14 protein-coding genes are annotated in these 16340 nt (G+C 70.1%); 6 read left to right on the forward strand and 8 right to left on the reverse strand.

Going from position 1 to position 16340, the window contains the following annotated elements:
* Positions 1-55: 55 nt before the first annotated feature.
* The 3 genes from QMG73_RS05470 to QMG73_RS05480 are packed head-to-tail and all read left to right on the forward strand — an operon-like array spanning position 56 to position 4618.
* Positions 56-2731 carry a helix-turn-helix transcriptional regulator gene (locus QMG73_RS05470; protein ID WP_281892851.1) on the forward strand — a complete coding sequence of 892 codons (2676 nt, stop codon included), beginning with the start codon at positions 56-58 and terminating at the stop codon, positions 2729-2731.
* A gap of 10 nt (positions 2732-2741) precedes the next feature.
* Entirely contained in the window at positions 2742-4019 is a 1278-nt protein-coding gene (locus tag QMG73_RS05475; RefSeq protein WP_281892852.1) for a nicotinate phosphoribosyltransferase, read from the forward strand.
* Positions 4020-4060: 41 nt separating this feature from the next.
* A complete protein-coding gene (locus QMG73_RS05480; RefSeq protein WP_281892853.1) occupies positions 4061-4618 on the forward strand; it encodes a nicotinamidase in 558 nt (185 codons plus the stop codon).
* Here the strand turns inward: QMG73_RS05480 and ctaD are convergent.
* From ctaD to eda, 4 genes are all read right to left on the reverse strand, one after another.
* Complete coding sequence (ctaD, locus tag QMG73_RS05485; RefSeq protein ID WP_281892854.1) at positions 4615-6369, reverse strand: aa3-type cytochrome oxidase subunit I; 1755 nt, start codon at positions 6367-6369, stop codon at positions 4615-4617. The genes QMG73_RS05480 and ctaD overlap by 4 nt on opposite strands.
* 105 nt (positions 6370-6474) lie before the next feature.
* The gene (locus tag QMG73_RS05490) at positions 6475-7581 is read right to left on the reverse strand and encodes an FAD-dependent oxidoreductase (protein ID WP_281892855.1); all 1107 of its coding nucleotides are present in this window, start codon (positions 7579-7581) and stop codon (positions 6475-6477) included.
* 119 nt (positions 7582-7700) lie between these two features.
* Positions 7701-8798: a sugar kinase gene (locus QMG73_RS05495; RefSeq protein ID WP_281892856.1), complete on the reverse strand. Its 1098-nt coding sequence runs from the start codon at positions 8796-8798 to the stop codon at positions 7701-7703.
* Positions 8795-9436 (reverse strand): bifunctional 4-hydroxy-2-oxoglutarate aldolase/2-dehydro-3-deoxy-phosphogluconate aldolase, encoded by a 642-nt coding sequence (gene eda, locus QMG73_RS05500; protein ID WP_281892857.1) that lies wholly within the window; start codon positions 9434-9436, stop codon positions 8795-8797. Before eda ends, QMG73_RS05495 begins: the two co-directional genes overlap by 4 nt.
* A 22-nt stretch (positions 9437-9458) precedes the next feature.
* Between eda and QMG73_RS05505 the strand changes: the two genes are divergently transcribed.
* The 3 genes from QMG73_RS05505 to QMG73_RS05515 all read left to right on the forward strand — a co-directional run bounded on the left by QMG73_RS05505 (position 9459) and on the right by QMG73_RS05515 (position 12566).
* A complete protein-coding gene (locus tag QMG73_RS05505; protein WP_281892858.1) occupies positions 9459-10208 on the forward strand; it encodes an IclR family transcriptional regulator in 750 nt (249 codons plus the stop codon).
* Positions 10209-10273: 65 nt separating this feature from the next.
* Entirely contained in the window at positions 10274-11407 is a 1134-nt protein-coding gene (locus QMG73_RS05510) for a GH12 family glycosyl hydrolase domain-containing protein (RefSeq protein ID WP_281892859.1), read from the forward strand.
* 94 nt (positions 11408-11501) lie between these two features.
* On the forward strand, positions 11502-12566 hold the full coding sequence (locus QMG73_RS05515) for a DNA polymerase ligase N-terminal domain-containing protein (protein ID WP_281892860.1): 1065 nt from the start codon (positions 11502-11504) through the stop codon (positions 12564-12566).
* Here QMG73_RS05515 and QMG73_RS05520 read toward each other — a convergent pair.
* The 4 genes from QMG73_RS05520 to QMG73_RS05535 are packed head-to-tail and all read right to left on the reverse strand — an operon-like array spanning position 12553 to position 16332.
* Entirely contained in the window at positions 12553-13425 is an 873-nt protein-coding gene (locus QMG73_RS05520) for an NAD(P)-dependent oxidoreductase (RefSeq protein WP_281892861.1), read from the reverse strand. The genes QMG73_RS05515 and QMG73_RS05520 overlap by 14 nt on opposite strands.
* A complete protein-coding gene (locus QMG73_RS05525; RefSeq protein WP_281892862.1) occupies positions 13422-14099 on the reverse strand; it encodes an SDR family NAD(P)-dependent oxidoreductase in 678 nt (225 codons plus the stop codon). The genes QMG73_RS05520 and QMG73_RS05525 overlap by 4 nt, the downstream gene beginning before the upstream one ends.
* Entirely contained in the window at positions 14096-14983 is an 888-nt protein-coding gene (locus QMG73_RS05530; RefSeq protein ID WP_281892864.1) for a cupin domain-containing protein, read from the reverse strand. Before QMG73_RS05530 ends, QMG73_RS05525 begins: the two co-directional genes overlap by 4 nt.
* Complete coding sequence (locus tag QMG73_RS05535; RefSeq protein ID WP_281892865.1) at positions 14980-16332, reverse strand: amidohydrolase family protein; 1353 nt, start codon at positions 16330-16332, stop codon at positions 14980-14982. Before QMG73_RS05535 ends, QMG73_RS05530 begins: the two co-directional genes overlap by 4 nt.
* Between the last annotated feature and the right edge of the window lie 8 nt (positions 16333-16340).

Here is a 16340-nt window from a genome sequence, read left to right on the forward strand (position 1 = left end):
AACTTCCACCGTTAGGCGGTCAGCGGGCTGCGGCGCCCATCGATATCCTGACCGGATGGGCCCGTGGCACTTCGTCGGCCGGGCCGATGAGCTGCGCCGTCTCATAATGGCAGCCACGAGTGGCACCGGCCGCGGCCTCATCCTCAGCGGCACCGCAGGCATCGGCAAGAGCCGTCTGCTACGCGAGGGCGTCGCGAGCCTGCCCACCGACAGGTACGCGGTGTGGACAGCCGCCGCCAACATCGCCGCCGCCGGGCTGCCGTTCGGCGGGCTCGCCCAGGTGCTGCCGGCCGATCAGCCGGCGGGAGTGTCGCCGGCAGGGCTGCTGCGCTGGGCCGTCGATGCCCTGCACCGCCAGGCCGCGGGCCGGCCGATCGTGCTCGCGGTCGACGACGCGCACCTGCTCGACGCCTCCTCCGCCACGCTCGTCTACCTGATCGCCCGCGACCAGCACGCCACCGTACTGGGCACGCTGCGCAGCGGCGAGCAGGTGCCGGTACCGATCCGCGCACTGTGGACAGACGATCTCGTCGACCACGCCGAGCTGGCTCCGCTCACCGCCGCCGACAACAAGGCGCTGCTCGCCGAGATGCTCGGCGGGCCGGTCGACTCCTCCTCGGCCGAGCGGCTGTGGCGGCTCTCCGCCGGCAATCCGCTGCTGTTGCGCGAGCTGGTCATCGCGGCTTCCGACTCGGGCGAGCTGACCCGGCTGTACGGGATGTGGCGGTGGACCGGGCAGTTCGAGCTGGCGCCCCGGCTGACCGACCTGATCGACGCCCGCATCGGCGATCTCAGCGACGAGGTGCGCGAGGTCGTCGAGCTGGTGGCGTTCGGCGAGCCGATCGGGCTGCCGCTGCTCATCCGTGCCACCGGCGACGCCGCTGTCGAGAGCGCCGAGGATCGCGGCCTGATCCGGCTGGCGCAGAGCGATCGGCGGCGCAACGTACGGCTGGCGCACCCGCTGTACGGCGAGGTGGTGCGCCAGCGCTGCCCGGCCACGCGCACCATGCGGCTCAAGGCCCGGCTCGCCGCGCTGGTCGAAGAGGCCGGTGCCCGCCGCCGCGAGGACCTGCTGCGGGTGGCCGTGTGGCGGCTCGACTCCGGCACCGCGCAAGACCCGAGGATGCTGCTGGAGGCGGCCGCGCAGGCGTTCAGCCGGTTCAACGTGCACCTGGCGGCCCGGCTGGCGCGTGCCGCCCTGGAGACCGGTGGCGGTTTCGAGGCGGGCGAGTTGCTGGCCACGATATTGATGTTCAGCGAGCAGCCCGACGCGGCGCTGTCCGTTGTGGAGTCGGTGCGCGACGAGATCGACTCGGATCAGCGGCGCAGCCGTTGGCTGACCGTGCGCGGGCTGGTCTCGTACTGGGGACTGGGCCGGGAGTCGGCAGTACACGAATTGGCGAAGGAAACGCCAACGGTGACCGACCCCGGGCACCGTGCGCGGGTCCTGGCTTTCGAGGCAATCATGCGCCTGCACCGGCGCGACAGCGCGGACGCGCTGCGGCTCTCCCGCGAGATCATCGACAGGCCCGCGGCGGCCGTGTCCGCGCGGGCGCTAGCACAGTGCGTGATCGCGCACCTCCAGGCGGCGCAGGGCAAGCTCACGCGCAGCGGCCGCGCGATCGAGGGTGTGGTGGCCGACGCGCCACAGTGGCGGGTCGAGATGCCGTACCTGCAGCTCGCCCTCGAACTCGCCCGTGGCACCCGCCTGACGATCGCCGGCGACCTGGAAGCCATCGACGCGCTGGTCGCCGACGAGTTCGCCGACCTTGCCGACGCGGGCGACTTCCGGCTCGGATCCGGATACCTCTCGGTCATCCGGGCTCAGGGCGCGCGGCTGCGCGGCCAGAGCGGCGAGGCGCTGCGCGGCAGCCTCCAGGCGTGTGCGGCGCTGGCCACCAGCCGGGTCTTCGCCGGTCTCGCGCACGCCGAGCGGGCCTACGCGGCCGCGCTGCGCGGCGAAGCGGCCGAGGCCGCCACCGCGCTCGCCGACTCCGATCGCACGCAGACCCCGGGCATGGCGGTGCTGTACCCGTGGCGCGAGCAGGCGCGCGCGTGGGTGGCCGCGTGCGCGGGCGATGTCGAGGTGGCGATCAAGCTGCTGAGCGACCTGGTCGCACGGCTGCGCGCCGACGGGTTCGCTGGGCACGAGGTGCTCGCGCTGCACGACCTGGTCCGGCTGGGCTGCGCCAACCTCCCCGTCGCATGGCAGTCCGATGCCGCGCCCTCGCTTGGGGCGGACGCTGAGGCGCAGACCGTCGCGCAGCGGCTGGCCGAGCTGACCGGGGTGGTCGACGGCCCGCTGGTCGAGCTGATGGCGCTGCACGCCCGGGCCACCGCCGACGGCGCCGAGCTGATGGCGGTGTCGAGCGCGTTCGCGCGGCGCGGGCTGCTTCTCTACGCGGCCGACGCGGCGGCGATGGCCGCGCTGCGACTGCGAACGACCAAGTCCCCCCTCGCGCCGGAGGCCAGCGCCCACCTCGGCGACCTCCTCGGCCGGTGCGACACGCTGCACACCCCGGCGCTGCGGGCCGCCCGGCCACCGCTGACCGAGCGGGAACGCGAGGTCGCCCGCCTCGCGGCGGCCGGCGTGGCCAGCAAGCAGATCGCGGAACAGCTATTCCTCTCCGCGCGCACCGTCGAAAATCACCTTCAGCGGGTGTACCGGAAGCTCGGGATCACCAACCGGAGCGAGCTGTCTCACGCCCTACAGGCGCGCGCCGAGCCATAGGCTTAGGTGCGTGACGATCGCCCTCCTCACCGACCACTACGAGCTGACGATGCTGCGCGCGGCGCTGCAGGACGGCACCGCTGACCGGCGCTGCGTCTTCGAGGTGTTCGCGCGGCGGCTGCCGACCGGCCGCCGGTACGGCGTGGTCGCCGGCACCGGCCGGCTCATGGACCTCGTGCGCGACTTCCGGTTTCCCGAGGAAGAGGTCGCCCACCTGCGCGAACGCGGCGTCGTCGACGACGAGACCGCCGCGTGGCTGTCCAGCTACCGGTTCCGCGGCGACATCGACGGATACGCCGAGGGCGAGCTGTACTTTCCCGGGTCACCGATCCTGACCGTCTCGGGCACGTTCGCGGAGTGCGTGATCCTGGAGACCCTGGTGCTGTCGGTGCTCAACCACGACTGCGCCATCGCCGCGGCCGCCGCCCGCATGGTCACCGCCGCACGCGGCCGCCCGGTGATAGAGATGGGCTCGCGGCGCACGCACGAAGAAGCCGCCGTCGCGTCGGCGCGCGCCTCCTACCTGGCCGGATTCGAGTACACGTCGAACCTGGCCGCCGGATACCGGTACGGGATACCGACAGCGGGTACCGCCGCGCACGCGTTCACGCTCCTGCACGACGACGAGCCGGCCGCGTTCGCCTCGCAGGTGGCCGCGCTCGGCAAGCAGACCACACTGCTCGTCGACACGTACGACATCAGCCAGGGCATCCGCAACGCCATCGCGGTCGCCGGGCCGGAGCTACGGGCCATCCGCCTCGACTCGGGCGACCTGTCGGTACTGGCGCAGCAGTCCCGCGAGCTGCTCAACTCGCTCGGCGCCACCGACACGAAGATCATCGTTTCCGGCGACCTCGACGAGCACGCGATCGCCGCGCTGGCCGCTGAGCCGGTCGACATGTACGGCGCGGGCACCGCCGTGGTGGTCGGCTCGGGTGCGCCCACGGCAGGGTTGGTCTACAAGCTGGTCGAGGTCGAGGGGCGGCCGGTGGTGAAGCGGTCGGAAAACAAGGCAACGGTCGGCGGCCGCAAGACCGCCATCCGCCGGCACAAGCCGACCGGCACGGCCATCGAGGAGATCGTGGTATCGCAGGGAGTGCCCGACCACAGGCTGGGTGACCGGCTGCTCCAGCACTCGTACGTGGTGGCCGGCGAGCCGGTCGCTCTGCCGACGCTGGAAGAGTCGCGCGCCCACCTGCGCGCCTGCCTGATCTCCATCCCCTGGGAGGGCCTGAAGCTCAGCGCCGGCGACCCAGCCGTCCCCGTGACAGTGGTCCCCGCCGTATAACAAGGGCCTAGCAGCTACAGGGAGCTACAGGGAGGTATCGGGTGGGACGGGCGCTGATCATCGTGGACGTGCAGAACGACTTCTGTGAGGGGGGTTCGCTCGCTGTCGAGGGTGGAGCCGGCGTGGCCGCGGGGATCTCCGCCGCGCTCGCCGCGGGCTCCTGGGACCACGTGGTCGCCACGAAGGACTACCACGTCGACCCGGGCGCGCACTTCGGCAACCCCCCGGATTTCGTCGACTCGTGGCCGGCTCACTGTGTCGTGGGCACACCTGGGTCCGACTTCCATCCCGCGCTGGCCACCGACCGGATCGAGGCGGTGTTCCACAAGGGCGAGCACGCGGCGGCGTACTCGGGCTTCGAGGGTCACGATCGCGATGGTGCCGGGCTGGCCGAGTGGCTGCGGGCACGCGATGTCACCGAGGTCGATGTGGTCGGCATCGCGACCGACTATTGCGTGAAGGCCACGGCGCTCGACGCGGCGCGGGAAGGGTTCGCCACCACGGTGCTGCTCGACCTGACGGCCGGTGTCACCCCCGCGACGGCTGAGGCCGCCCGCAGCGAGCTGCGAGCGGCCGGGGTCAGCCTCGACGGTAGTTAGCGGTCGATCTCGGTGGAGGTGTCTTCCTCGTAGGTGGCGCCTCCGCGTGACTCGCTGGTCAGCGGCTTGGCACCGCCCTCCGGCGGGCCGGCGAGCGTCTGGCCGGCGGCGAGGTGCGGGTACTTCACGTCGAACGCCGGGCGCTCCGAGCGGATACGCGGCATCCGGTCGAAGTTGCGCAGCGGCGGCGGGCAGCTCGTGGCCCACTCGAGCGAGTTGCCGTGACCCCACGGGTCGTCGACGTCGACCACCTGACCGGCCTTGTACGACTTCCACACGTTGAACAGGAACGGCAGTGTCGAGGCGCCGAGCACGAACGACCCGATCGTGGAGATCGTGTTGAGCGTGGTGAAGCCGTCGCCGGGCAGGTAGTCGGCGTACCGGCGGGGGAAGCCCTCGTTGCCCAGCCAGTGCTGCACCAGGAATGTGGTGTGGAAGCCCAGGAACGTGAGCCAGAAGTGCACCTTGCCGAGCCGGTCGTCGAGCATCCGGCCGGTCATCTTCGGGAACCAGAAGTAGATGCCGGCGAAGACCGCGAAGACGATCGTGCCGAAGAGCACGTAGTGGAAGTGGGCGACCACGAAGTACGAGTCGGAGACGTGGAAGTCGATCGGCGGGCTGGCCAGCAGCACGCCGGACAGGCCACCGAACAGGAACGTCACCAGGAAGCCGATCGAGAAGAGCATCGGCGTCTCGAACGTGATCTGGCCGCGCCACATCGTGCCGATCCAGTTGAAGAACTTCATGCCGGTCGGCACGGCGATGAGGAAGCTCAGGAAGCTGAAGAACGGCAGCAGCACCTGGCCGGTGGCGAACATGTGGTGCGCCCACACGCTCATCGACAGGGCCGCGATCGCGATCGTGGCGCCGACCAGGCCCTTGTACCCGAAGATCGGCTTGCGGCTGAAGACCGGGATGACCTCGCTGATGATGCCGAAGAACGGCAGCGCGACGATGTACACCTCGGGGTGGCCGAAGAACCAGAAGAGGTGCTGCCAGAGCAGCGGCCCGCCGGTGGCTGGGTCGTAGACGTGGGCGCCGAGGATGCGGTCGGCGGCCAGCGCGAAGAGCGCGGCGGCCAGCAGCGGGAAGACCAGGATCACCAGGAGGCTGGTGACCAGGATGTTCCACGTGAAGATCGGCATCCGGAACATGGTCATGCCGGGCGCGCGGAGCGTCAGGATCGTGGTGATCATGTTGACGCCACCGAGGATGGTGCCCAGACCCGAGATGGCCAGGCCCACGATCCACATGTTGGCGCCGACGCCCGGTGAGTGCGCGACGTCGCTCAGCGGGGTGTAGGCGAACCAGCCGAAGTCGGCCGCGCCGTTCGGCGTCAGGAAGCCGCACATGGCGAGCGTGCCGCCGAAGGCGTACATCCAGTACGCGAAGGAGTTGAGCCGCGGGAACGACACGTCGGGGGCGCCGATCTGCAGCGGCACGATGTAGTTCGCGAACGCGAACACGATCGGCGTCGCGAAGAACAGCAGCATGATCGTGCCGTGCATCGTGAACAGCTGGTTGTACTGCTCCGGGGAGAGGAACTGGAGCCCCGGACGAGCCAGCTCGGCACGCATGATCAGCGCCATCAGGCCGCCAACCATGAAGAACACGAACGACGTGACCAGGTACATGAGCCCGATCTGCTTCGCGTCCGTGGTCCGAAGCAGGCGCGCGATGGCGGAGCCCTTGACCGGCTCGTGGACCGGCCATGGCCGTGTCACGATCGGCTTCGGTGCGACGGTGGTCACGCGTGGCCTCCGAGGTGCTCGCTCTTGATCTGGTCTGCTCCGACGCAGAATAGTCCTCCCCGCAGACCCACCTACGACGGGGGCTAGTAGGGCTCGCGTCAAGCCCTAGTAAGGCTCGACCAGGCCCCGGTAGTGGTCGGCGAAGAGGCGGGCGCCACGGCGGCGAAGCAGGGGATCGCGCAGCGCGGGAGCCATGTCGCGCAGCTCGTCGCGGTCGCGGGTGCGGGCGAGCACCCATTCGGTACGCGGGCGCCGCCGCTGCTCGTACGCGCGGAGCGCCTCGGCCACGCCCGCGGCCTTGCGCAGCTCGGCGGCGAGCACGACGGCGTCTTCGAAAGCCATGGCGGCACCCTGCGCGAGCGTCGGTGAGGTCGCGTGGGCGGCGTCGCCGACCAGTACCACGGGTGGCCGCGCCCACGAGCCGATCTCGACCTCGTCGGTGAGCGCGACCTGCACCCGCTCGACGGCTTCGAGCACGGCGGGCACCGGGCCGCCGAGGCCACCGAAGACCTCGCAGAGCCGGGCCAGCGGGTCGGCGGGCGCACCCGTGCCGGGCTCCTCCGCCTGGCAGAAGAGCCGGCCGGAGCCCATCGGCATGATCGTGAACAGCGAGCGCTTGCCCAGTACGGCCGTCCAGCCGGCCACCTTCGGGCCGCCGGTGACCACGCTGCGGTACATGATCTGCCCGACCGGGCGCGCGGCGCCACCGAGCGAGGCGAGCGTGCGCACCGGTGAACGCCGGCCGTCGGCTCCTACCACCAGGTCGTACTCGGCGCTGGAGCCGTCACCGAACTCGACCTTGGCCGAGCCGTCGACGATCTCCAGCCCTTTCAACTCCGTCTCGTGGCGCACCTCGCCGCCGGCGCCGCTCAACATGACCTGGTGCAGGTCGGCACGGGGCAGCACCCGGCACTCGCCGACGTCTTGCCACAACTCGGTCAGGTCGACGTCGCACAGCTGCTGTCCACGCGCGTCGAGGAACCGCTGCCGCTCGACCACCTCGCCGTACGGCCGGACCGGTGCCTCCAGATCGAGCTCGCGAAGCGCTCGCCCGGCGTTGCCGGGCAGGTAGATGCCCGCGCCGGCCACTGTGGACGCCGGCAGCTTGTCGATCACCTCCGGACGGAAGCCGGCCAGCCGCAGCGCACGGGCAACCGATAGCCCGGCAATGCCTGCGCCGACGACCAGAATCCGTAGGGTGGTACGGAGCATGGCGTAAAGCCTCCGGAGGTATCGAACCCCCGCTCAGGGGTGAGGGCAACACGCGTCGAAGCCACGACACTACTCGGAGCAACCGGCCAAGGATAGTGCCCCAAAGTAGAGTTTCCCACCTACCGTTGCACGCGTGCGCCAGCTCCCTTGACGAGCGCCTCGACCTCCTTGAGGTTCGCCATCGACGTGTCACCGGGTGTGGTCATCGCGAGCGCACCGTGCGCGGCGCCGTATTCCACCGCTTTTTCCAGGTCTCCAGAGGTCAGCAGGCCATAGATGAGGCCGGACGCGAAGCTGTCGCCGCCGCCGACCCGATCCAGAATCTCCAGGTTTGGCCGATGAGTCGCCTCGGCGAACACGCCATCGGACCACGCGATCGCGCCCCAGTCGTTGACCGTGGCGCTGCGAACGGTACGCAGGGTCGTGGCGACCACCTTGAAGTTCGAATACTCCTTGGTGACTTCCTCAATCATGCGGCGGAAGTTGGCGACTTCCAGTTCGGACAGTGACTCGTCGGTGCCGGGCACCTCGAAGCCGAGCGAGGCGGTGAAGTCCTCCTCGTTGCCGATCATCACGTCGACGTACCGGGCGAGCCGCCGGTTGACCTCCTGCGCCCGCTCCTTGCCACCGATCGCTTTCCACAGGCTGGGCCGGTAGTTCAGGTCGTACGAGATGAGCGTGCCGTGCCGGCGCGCCGCGGCCATCGCGGCCTCGATGACGTCGGGCGTGGTCTCGGACAGCGCGGCGTAGATGCCGCCCGTGTGCAACCACCGGGCGCCCAGGGTGCCGAAGAGGTGGTCCCAGTCGACGTCGTCGGGGCGCAGCTGGCTGGCAGCGGTGTGGCCACGGTCGGACGTGCCGACGGCGCCGCGTACCCCGAAACCACGCTCGGTGAAGTTGAGCCCGTTCCGCACGGTGCGGCCGATGCCGTCGTACCCGACCCACTTCACGAACGACGTGTCCACGCCGCCCTGCAGGATCAGGTCTTCGAGCAGCCGCCCCACCTCGTTGTCCGCGAACGCGGTCACGACGGCGGTGCGCATGCCGAAGCAGCGTCGCAGCCCGCGAGCCACGTTGTACTCGCCGCCGCCCTCCCAGGCCCGGAAGCTGCGCGCGGTGCGCACGCGCCCCTCGCCCGGGTCGAGCCGGAGCATGACCTCGCCGAGCGACACCAGGTCGTACCGGCACTCGTCGGCCGGACGGATCGCGAGCGTCATAGCTCTCCCTTGGTCAGTGCGACAGCCGCGGCCGTCAGGCGGGTGACCTCGTCCCACTTCCCGGCGGCGAGCAGGTCGGGCGCCACCATCCAGGTGCCGCCGACCGCGAAGACCGCGGGCAGCGCGAGATAGTCGGGCAGGTTGGCGGTGTTGACGCCGCCGGTCGGTATGAACCGGACGTTCTTGAACGGTGCCGCCAACGCCTTGATCATCTTGGCGCCACCGACCTGCTCGGCGGGGAAGAACTTGACGATCTCCAGCCCCGCGTCGAGCGCCATCTGGATCTCGGTGGCGGTAGCCGCGCCCGGATAGACCGGTATGCCCAGCTCCTGGCAGTAGTTCACCACACGCGGGCTGAACCCGGGGCTCACCACGAACTTCGCGCCGGACGCGACAGCCGCGTCGACCTGGGTCGTGGTCAGTACCGTGCCCGCGCCGACGAGCAGGTCCGGGTTTTCCGCCATGATCCGGATGGCCTCGGCGGCGGCGTCGGTCCGGAAAGTCACCTCTACGCTGCGCAGACCGCCGGCGGTCAGGGCGGCGGCGAGCGGCTCCGCGTCGGCCGCGCTCTGCAGCACCACCACCGGCAGCAGGCGGTTCTGGCCGATTGCCTGTTCAGTATCGTGAACGCTGGTCACGTACATGACCATAATGGAAGGCATGACCGCCGTCCAACCCCCCGTGAAGTCGGCCGACCGGACCCTGGAAGTGCTCGAAGCCCTCGCGGCGTCGCGCGAGCGCCGCTCGTTGGTCGAGCTCTCCCGCGCGCTCGACATCCCCAAGAGCAGCCTGCACGGCATCCTGCGCACGATGGCCCGCCGGCACTGGGTCGAGGTCGATCCCACCGGTACCCGCTTCGGGCTCGGCGTCCGCGCGCTGGAGGTCGGCGCCGCGTACCTCGACGCCGACGACGCGGTCGGCCTGGTGTCCTCCGTACTCGACGACCTGTCCCGGCAGTTCGGCGAGGCGGTGCACCTGGGCCGGCTCGACGGTTCGAACGTGGTCTACCTCGCCAAGCGGGAGTCGGCGCACCGGCTGCGGCTGTACAGCGCGATCGGGCGGCGGCTGCCCGCGCACGCGACCGCGCTGGGCAAGGCACTGCTGGCGCACCAGCCAGGCATTTTGGACGGTCCTCTCCCGCGCTTGACACCGAACACGATCACCGACCCCGACGCCCTGCTCGTCGAGTTGGAAAAGACGCGGGAGCGCGGCTACGCCGTCGACCGGGAGGAGAACACCGAGGGCATCGTGTGCTTCGCGATGGCGGTGCCGCTCGCCGACCCGCCCACCGACGCGATCAGCCTGTCCGTGCCGGTGCCCCGCGTGGCGCCGGACAGCGAGGAACGGATCACCACCGCACTCGGCCGCTCGATGACCCAGATCCGCGCCGCGCGCAGCATGTTTTCATAAGCGTGAATATGTCTTAGCCTCATGGGAGCGCTCCCGTCATCCCACCACGTTGCAAGGAGCACCCCATGAGACGCTCGATCCGTGCGATCGCGGCGGCCGGCCTGTTACTCACAGGCACGGTCGCTGTCGTCGTAGCCGCCGGCCCGGCACAGGCCGACGTGCGCATCTGTGAGCAGTTCGGCTCCACCACGATCCAGGGCCGCTACGTGGTCCAGAACAACCGCTGGGGTTCCAACGCCGAGCAGTGCATCAACGTCACCAACACCGGCTTCTCGATCGTGAGCCAGCAGGGCAGCGCCGCCACCAACGGCGCGCCGCTGTCGTACCCGTCGGTCTTCTTCGGCTGCCACTACACCAACTGCTCACCCGGCACCAACCTGCCGCTGCAGGTCAGCCAGATCAGCAGCGCCACCAGCAGCATCAACTACGCGTACGCGGGCGGCACCTTCAACGCCTCGTACGACATCTGGCTCGACCCGACGCCCCGGCGTGACGGTGTCAACCAGCAGGAAATCATGATCTGGTTCAACCGTCAGGGCCCGATCCAGCCCATCGGCTCCGTCGTCGGCAACACCAACATCGGCGGCCGGACATGGGAGGTCTGGCGCGGCAGCAACGGCTCCAACAACGTGATCTCCTACGTGGCGCCGTCCGCGATCAGCAGCTGGAGCTTCAGCGTGCTGGACTTCATCAACGACACGCGCAACCGCGGCCTGATCAACAACTCCTGGTACCTGACCAGCATCCAGGCCGGCTTCGAACCGTGGAACGGCGGCACCGGACTCGGGGTCAACTCGTTCTCCGCGGCCGTCAACCAGGGCACCCCGCCGACCACCCCGGGCACCAGCCCGCCGCCCGCCACGACGCCGCCGCCAAGCGGCTCGGGCGCCTGCCGGGTCGCGTACACCGCGAACTCGTGGAACAACGGCTTTACCGGCAACGTCACGGTCACCAACACCGGCTCCGGCACGGTCAATGGCTGGACGCTCGGCTTCACGTTCCCCAGTGGACAGCAGATCACCAACGCGTGGAACGCGACAGTATCGCAGAGCGGTTCGTCGGTGACGGCCCGCAACGTGGGTCACAACGGCACGCTCGCGCCCGGCGCCAACACGTCCTTCGGCTTCCAGGGCACGCACGGCGGCACCAACCAGTCACCCACAGGCTGGACACTGAACGGTTCCGCCTGCACCACCTGATTCAAGTGATCAGGGCGTCCCTCAAGTCGTTAGAACAGCTTGAGGGACGCCCTGATCATGCTGCGGAACGTCGGGGTGTGCGCACAATGGAGTCATGGCCGACCGCCTCGACGAGTACCGGCGCAAGAGAGACGCGCGCCGCACCCCGGAGCCGGTGCCGTCGAAGACACCAACGGCCAGCGACGACCGCGTGTTCGTCATCCAGCAGCATCACGCCCGGCGGCTGCACTGGGACCTGCGGCTGGAGCGCGATGGCGTATTGGTCTCGTGGGCGGTGCCGCGCGGCATACCGCGCGATCCGGCCCGCAACAACCTCGCCGTGCAGACCGAGGACCACCCGATGGAGTACCTCGACTTCCACGGCGAGATCCCGGCTGGCGAGTACGGCGGCGGCCGGATGACCATCTTCGACCGGGGCACCTACGTCACCGAGAAGTGGCGTGACGGCGAAGTGATCGTCGTGCTCGACGGTGAACGGGTGTCCGGCCGGTACGTCCTCTTCCGCACCGACGGCAAGAACTGGATGATCCACCGGATGGACCCGCCCGAGCCCGGGTGGAGCCCGATGCCGGACACCGTACGGCCGATGCGGCCGGCGCCCGCCGCGCGGCTGCCCGCCGACGACGAGGCGTGGGGGTACGAGCTGGAGTGGCCGGGCGTGCGCGCGGTCGGCTACGTCTTGGGCGGCCGGCTGCGGCTGCTGTCCGGCGACGACATCGACATCACCGAGTCGTACCCGGAACTGCGCGAACTGGCCGAGGCGCTGGCGCCAACGGAGTGCCTCGTCGACGGCATGGTCGTGGCGTTCGACGGCAACGGACGGGTCAGCGCGGAGGCCCTGCACCCGCGTTCCCGAGTCACCGACGCCAGTGCGGCCCGGCGGCTGGTCGCCCGCACACCGGTGCAGTACCTGCTCTTCGACGTCCTCTGGCTGGAGGGGCGGTCGACAGTGGACCTGCCGTACGCCGAACGCCGCGAGCTACTGGCGGCCCTGGACCTGGCCGGCCGGTACTGGCAGACGCCGCCCCACTTCGAGGGAGGCGGCGACGCCGTCCGGCAGGCGAGCCGGGAGCAGGGCCTCGGCGGTGTGGTGGCGAAGCGCCTGGACTCGCCGTACCTGCCGGGCAAGCGATCCCGCACCTGGCTCAGGATTCGTTAGGCACGCCCACTTCCAACCAGTGCGCGATCGCCGCCATGTCACGGGAGCCCATGCCCACGTCGAGCGCGGCCAGCACCGCCGCCCGGTTGGCGGCCGCCTGGGGCATCACCGCCCCGACTCGCTCGGCGAGCTGGCCGATCAGGCCGAGGTCCTTTGCCACCAGGTCGAGGCTGAACGCGACCGGGGTCTGGTCAGGACGCTCGAAGGCGGCCCGCTTGTACGCCACGAACGGCGAGGCGATCGCGCTGTTGACCAGTACCTCGTAGGTGGTCTCGCGGGGCACCTCGGCCCGCTCGGCGAGCACCAGCGCCTCGGCGACCGCCTGGTTGATGGCGAGCAGCACCGTGTTGACCGCGAGCTTGACCACCGCGCCGGAGCCGAGCGGCCCGACGTGGAAGATCTGTGCGGCGAGCGTGTCGAGCACGGGGCGCACCTGGTCGAGCGCGTCTGCCGGACCGCCCACCAGAAACGTCAGCTTGCCCTGCTCGACCAGCGGCACGCTGCCCGATACCGGCCCGTCGAGCAGCGCGGCGCCGCGCTCGCCAACCAACTCGGCCACCCGGTGCACCGTTTCCGGGTCGAGCGTGCTGGTCTCCACCACGACGCTGCCGCCGCGGAGCCCCGCGGCGATGCCGTCGGGCCCGCCGTACGCGTGCAGCACCGCCGCGTCGTCGGCCAGCGACACGAGTATGGTGTCGGCCCACGCGGCCGCCTCGCGGGCGGTCTCAGCGACCGCGGCGCCCACGGCTTCGGCCTTTTCGCGGGTGCGGTTGTAGACAACCACATCGTTGCCGGCCTGCTGGAGCCGTGCTGCCATCGCGCTGCCCATCCGGCCAGCCCCGACGATCGCCACCTTCATTTCAGCAACCATCCTCCATCCACGGGCAGGTTGACCCCGTTGACCGACGAGTTGCGCAGCAAAAAGACCACCGCGTCGCGGACGTCGACCATCGTGGGTAGCCGGCCGGTGGGAGTACGGGACACGACGGCGTCGAGCGGCTTGCCGGTCCAGTACGGGCTGTCGCCGACGATGCCGGGGTGGACGCCGTTCACCCGGATCGGTGCCAGCTCGCAGGCGAGCGTGTGCACGAGGCCGGTCACGCCACCGTTCACTGTGGACACCGTGGTGGAGCCCGGATAGGGGCGCTGCAGGGCCTGCCCGCCGAACAGCACGATCGAGCTGTCGGGGTGCATCTTCGGCAGTAACGCGTGCACCACCTCGGTGTACCCGACGAGCTTGAGCGTCACGAGCCGCACCGCCCGGTCGATCGCGTAGTCGGCCGCGGTGTTGTGGTCCCGCTCGATCGCCGCGAGCACCAGGTGGTCGACCCGCTCGACGCTCGCGAGCGCGGCGGCGATGCCCTCGGGTTCGGCCAGCTCAAGGGCGGCGCCACGGGCACCGATCTCCTTGGCTATCCCTTCGGTGCGACCCGCGTCCCGACCGGTCAGCACCACGTCGTCGCCGGCACCGGCGAAATAGCGCGCCACCTCCAGCCCGATGCCGGAGGTGCCGCCGACAACCACCACACTCATGGAGCCTCCCGGTCCACAGTCTCCCGCAGGTACGTCCAGTCGCGGGCGAAACGGTAGGAATGGCGGGACGGTGGCTGCGGTGCCTGAGTCTCCAGCCAGCGCACCGGTCCGTTGCCCGCGTTGGTGAAGGAGTGCACGCAGCCCACCCCGGCGAACGCCACGTCACCCGGCTCCAGCCGGTACGTGGTGCCGTCGAACGTGGCGTCCGTCGCGCCTTCGAGGATCAGGTACGTCTCCTCGAACGGGTGGTCGTGCGGCCCAGCGACGCCGTCCGGCTCGTACTGCACCATGAACATCGTGGACAGTTCGGCGCCGAGGTCGCTGTCGACCATCATCTTCACGGTGATGCCGCTGTAGACGAGCAGCGCGGTGCGCATGCTGGCCGATACCGCGAGCAGGTCCTGGCTCTGCTTGCCCGGCTCCATGTGCGCCGGCGAGATGTGCCCGAAGGAGCGGTTGCGCGGGTCGCGTGGATCGACGGGTCGCACCGGCCCGTGCCGCAGTGGCGGGACGGCGATGGTGTCTCCGTCGAACCGCCCTCGCGGCTGCGGCGCCTGCATCCGCGCCCACCGGGCAGGCTCCGAGCCGGGGTTGCGCCACCCGTACGGCACACCGGTCGCCACGACGCCGTAGTCGCCCTCGCCGAGCAGGTACGCGCCGTCCGGGGTGTCGAGCACCGCCGAGCCGGACAGCACGTACACGCTCTCCTCGAACCAGTTGACGTGAGTCGGCACCGAGGCGCCCGGTGCCAGGGCGCAGATCGCGAACCCGGTGTGCACCGCACCCGGCACCGTCTCGTCCACGATGGACCACCGCGTGTACCCATCGCCCAACCCGACGAGGGCCTCCTCAGAGGCCCGCCGCACGACGTGCCGAGAACTCATGCCGGCTGCTTCCTGGCCGCGACGGCGGCGAGCAGGTGGTCGCGGGAGTTCTCGACGAGCCCGCGCGCCCGGTCGACATCCGCCAGCAGCTTGCCGTCGCGCTTGCGGAACTGGCCGGCCACGAGCACCGACTCCACGTTGGACACGTCGGCGCAGAGCGTCACCGCGGTGACCGCGTCGTGCACGGGCGTCACGTTGATGCCGCGGGTGTCGATGAGCACGATGTCGGCCTGCTTGCCCGGTGTCAGCGATCCGATCTTGTCTTCGAGCCCGACGACGTGCGCCCCGTTGAGGGTCGCCATCTCCAGCATCCGCTCGGCCGTGAGCAGCCCCTCGGCGGGTTCGTTGCGCTCCCAGAAGGACGCCAGCGCCCGCACCCGCTCCACGCCGAACGCGCTACGTATCTGGGTGAACATGTCGCCCGGCACGGTGGTCACCACGTCGATCGACAGGCTGGGGCGCAGGCCGTACTCCATCGACTTGACGATCGGCGGCCAGCCGTGCCCCATCTGGACCTCGACCTGAGGCGCGATGGAGATCGTGCCGCCGGTGTCGGCGACGAGTTGCCACTCCTCGTCGCTGAAGTAGCAGCAGTGGATGTACGTCGTGTCGGAACCGAGCATGTTCATCGCGTCGAGCATCTTGACCATGCCGAACCGGCCGGCCAGCCGTCCCATGCCGACGTGCACGGTGATCGGCAGCCCCAACTCGCGGGCCATCTCCCACTCGGCTTTCACCACGTCGTCGACGCAGAAGCCGGGACCGCGGGTGGCCACCGCCATCGTGAGCAGGCCGTCCGAGGACGAGAAGTACGTGTCTCGGACCCGCCGCACATCGTCCTTCGGAATCACTATCTTGCTTTCGAACCAGTAGTCGGCCAGCGCGAGGTTGGCGCTTCCGTAGGCGTACTGCGCCCGGATGCCGGCTTCCTGCAGCCCGCGTACCGCCGCGTCGGGGTGCTCGGGCGTGTTGTTGATGTGCGACCAGTCGACGAGGGTGGTGATGCCGGCGTTCAGGCATTCGAGAGAGCCGGCCAGGTTGCTCGCGTACACGTCTTCCGGCCGGTACACCGGAGCGAACGTGTCGAGCACCTCCACGAAGTAGTCGTCGAGGGTGGCGTTCGGCGCGCAGCCGCGGATCGCGGCCTCCCACGTGTGTCTGTGGGTGTCGACGAAGCCCGGAATCACGATCCGGCCGGACGCGTCGACGACCTCGGCGTCGGCGTCGATGTGCCGGTCGACGGCGACGATCCGCTCGCCCTCGATGAGGATGTCGCCCTCGGGGATCTCGCCGAGGGTCGGGTCCATGCTGAGTATGTGGCCGCCACGAAGAAGAATTCGGTCAGGCATCGTTGCCT

The organism is Phytohabitans aurantiacus (assembly GCF_027923225.1).
GTDB lineage: Bacteria > Actinomycetota > Actinomycetes > Mycobacteriales > Micromonosporaceae > Phytohabitans > Phytohabitans aurantiacus.

Coding starts and splice junctions, on each gene's coding strand:
- QMG73_RS05470 (WP_281892851.1), top strand. CDS start 56: ATGGGCCCGTGGCACTTCGTCGGCCGGGCCGATGAGCTGCGCCGTCTC.
- QMG73_RS05490 (WP_281892855.1), bottom strand. CDS start 7,581: ATGCTCCGTACCACCCTACGGATTCTGGTCGTCGGCGCAGGCATTGCC.
- QMG73_RS05495 (WP_281892856.1), bottom strand. CDS start 8,798: ATGACGCTCGCGATCCGTCCGGCCGACGAGTGCCGGTACGACCTGGTG.
- QMG73_RS05505 (WP_281892858.1), top strand. CDS start 9,459: ATGACCGCCGTCCAACCCCCCGTGAAGTCGGCCGACCGGACCCTGGAA.
- QMG73_RS05510 (WP_281892859.1), top strand. CDS start 10,274: ATGAGACGCTCGATCCGTGCGATCGCGGCGGCCGGCCTGTTACTCACA.
- QMG73_RS05515 (WP_281892860.1), top strand. CDS start 11,502: ATGGCCGACCGCCTCGACGAGTACCGGCGCAAGAGAGACGCGCGCCGC.
- QMG73_RS05520 (WP_281892861.1), bottom strand. CDS start 13,425: ATGAAGGTGGCGATCGTCGGGGCTGGCCGGATGGGCAGCGCGATGGCA.
- QMG73_RS05525 (WP_281892862.1), bottom strand. CDS start 14,099: ATGAGTGTGGTGGTTGTCGGCGGCACCTCCGGCATCGGGCTGGAGGTG.
- QMG73_RS05530 (WP_281892864.1), bottom strand. CDS start 14,983: ATGAGTTCTCGGCACGTCGTGCGGCGGGCCTCTGAGGAGGCCCTCGTC.
- QMG73_RS05535 (WP_281892865.1), bottom strand. CDS start 16,332: ATGCCTGACCGAATTCTTCTTCGTGGCGGCCACATACTCAGCATGGAC.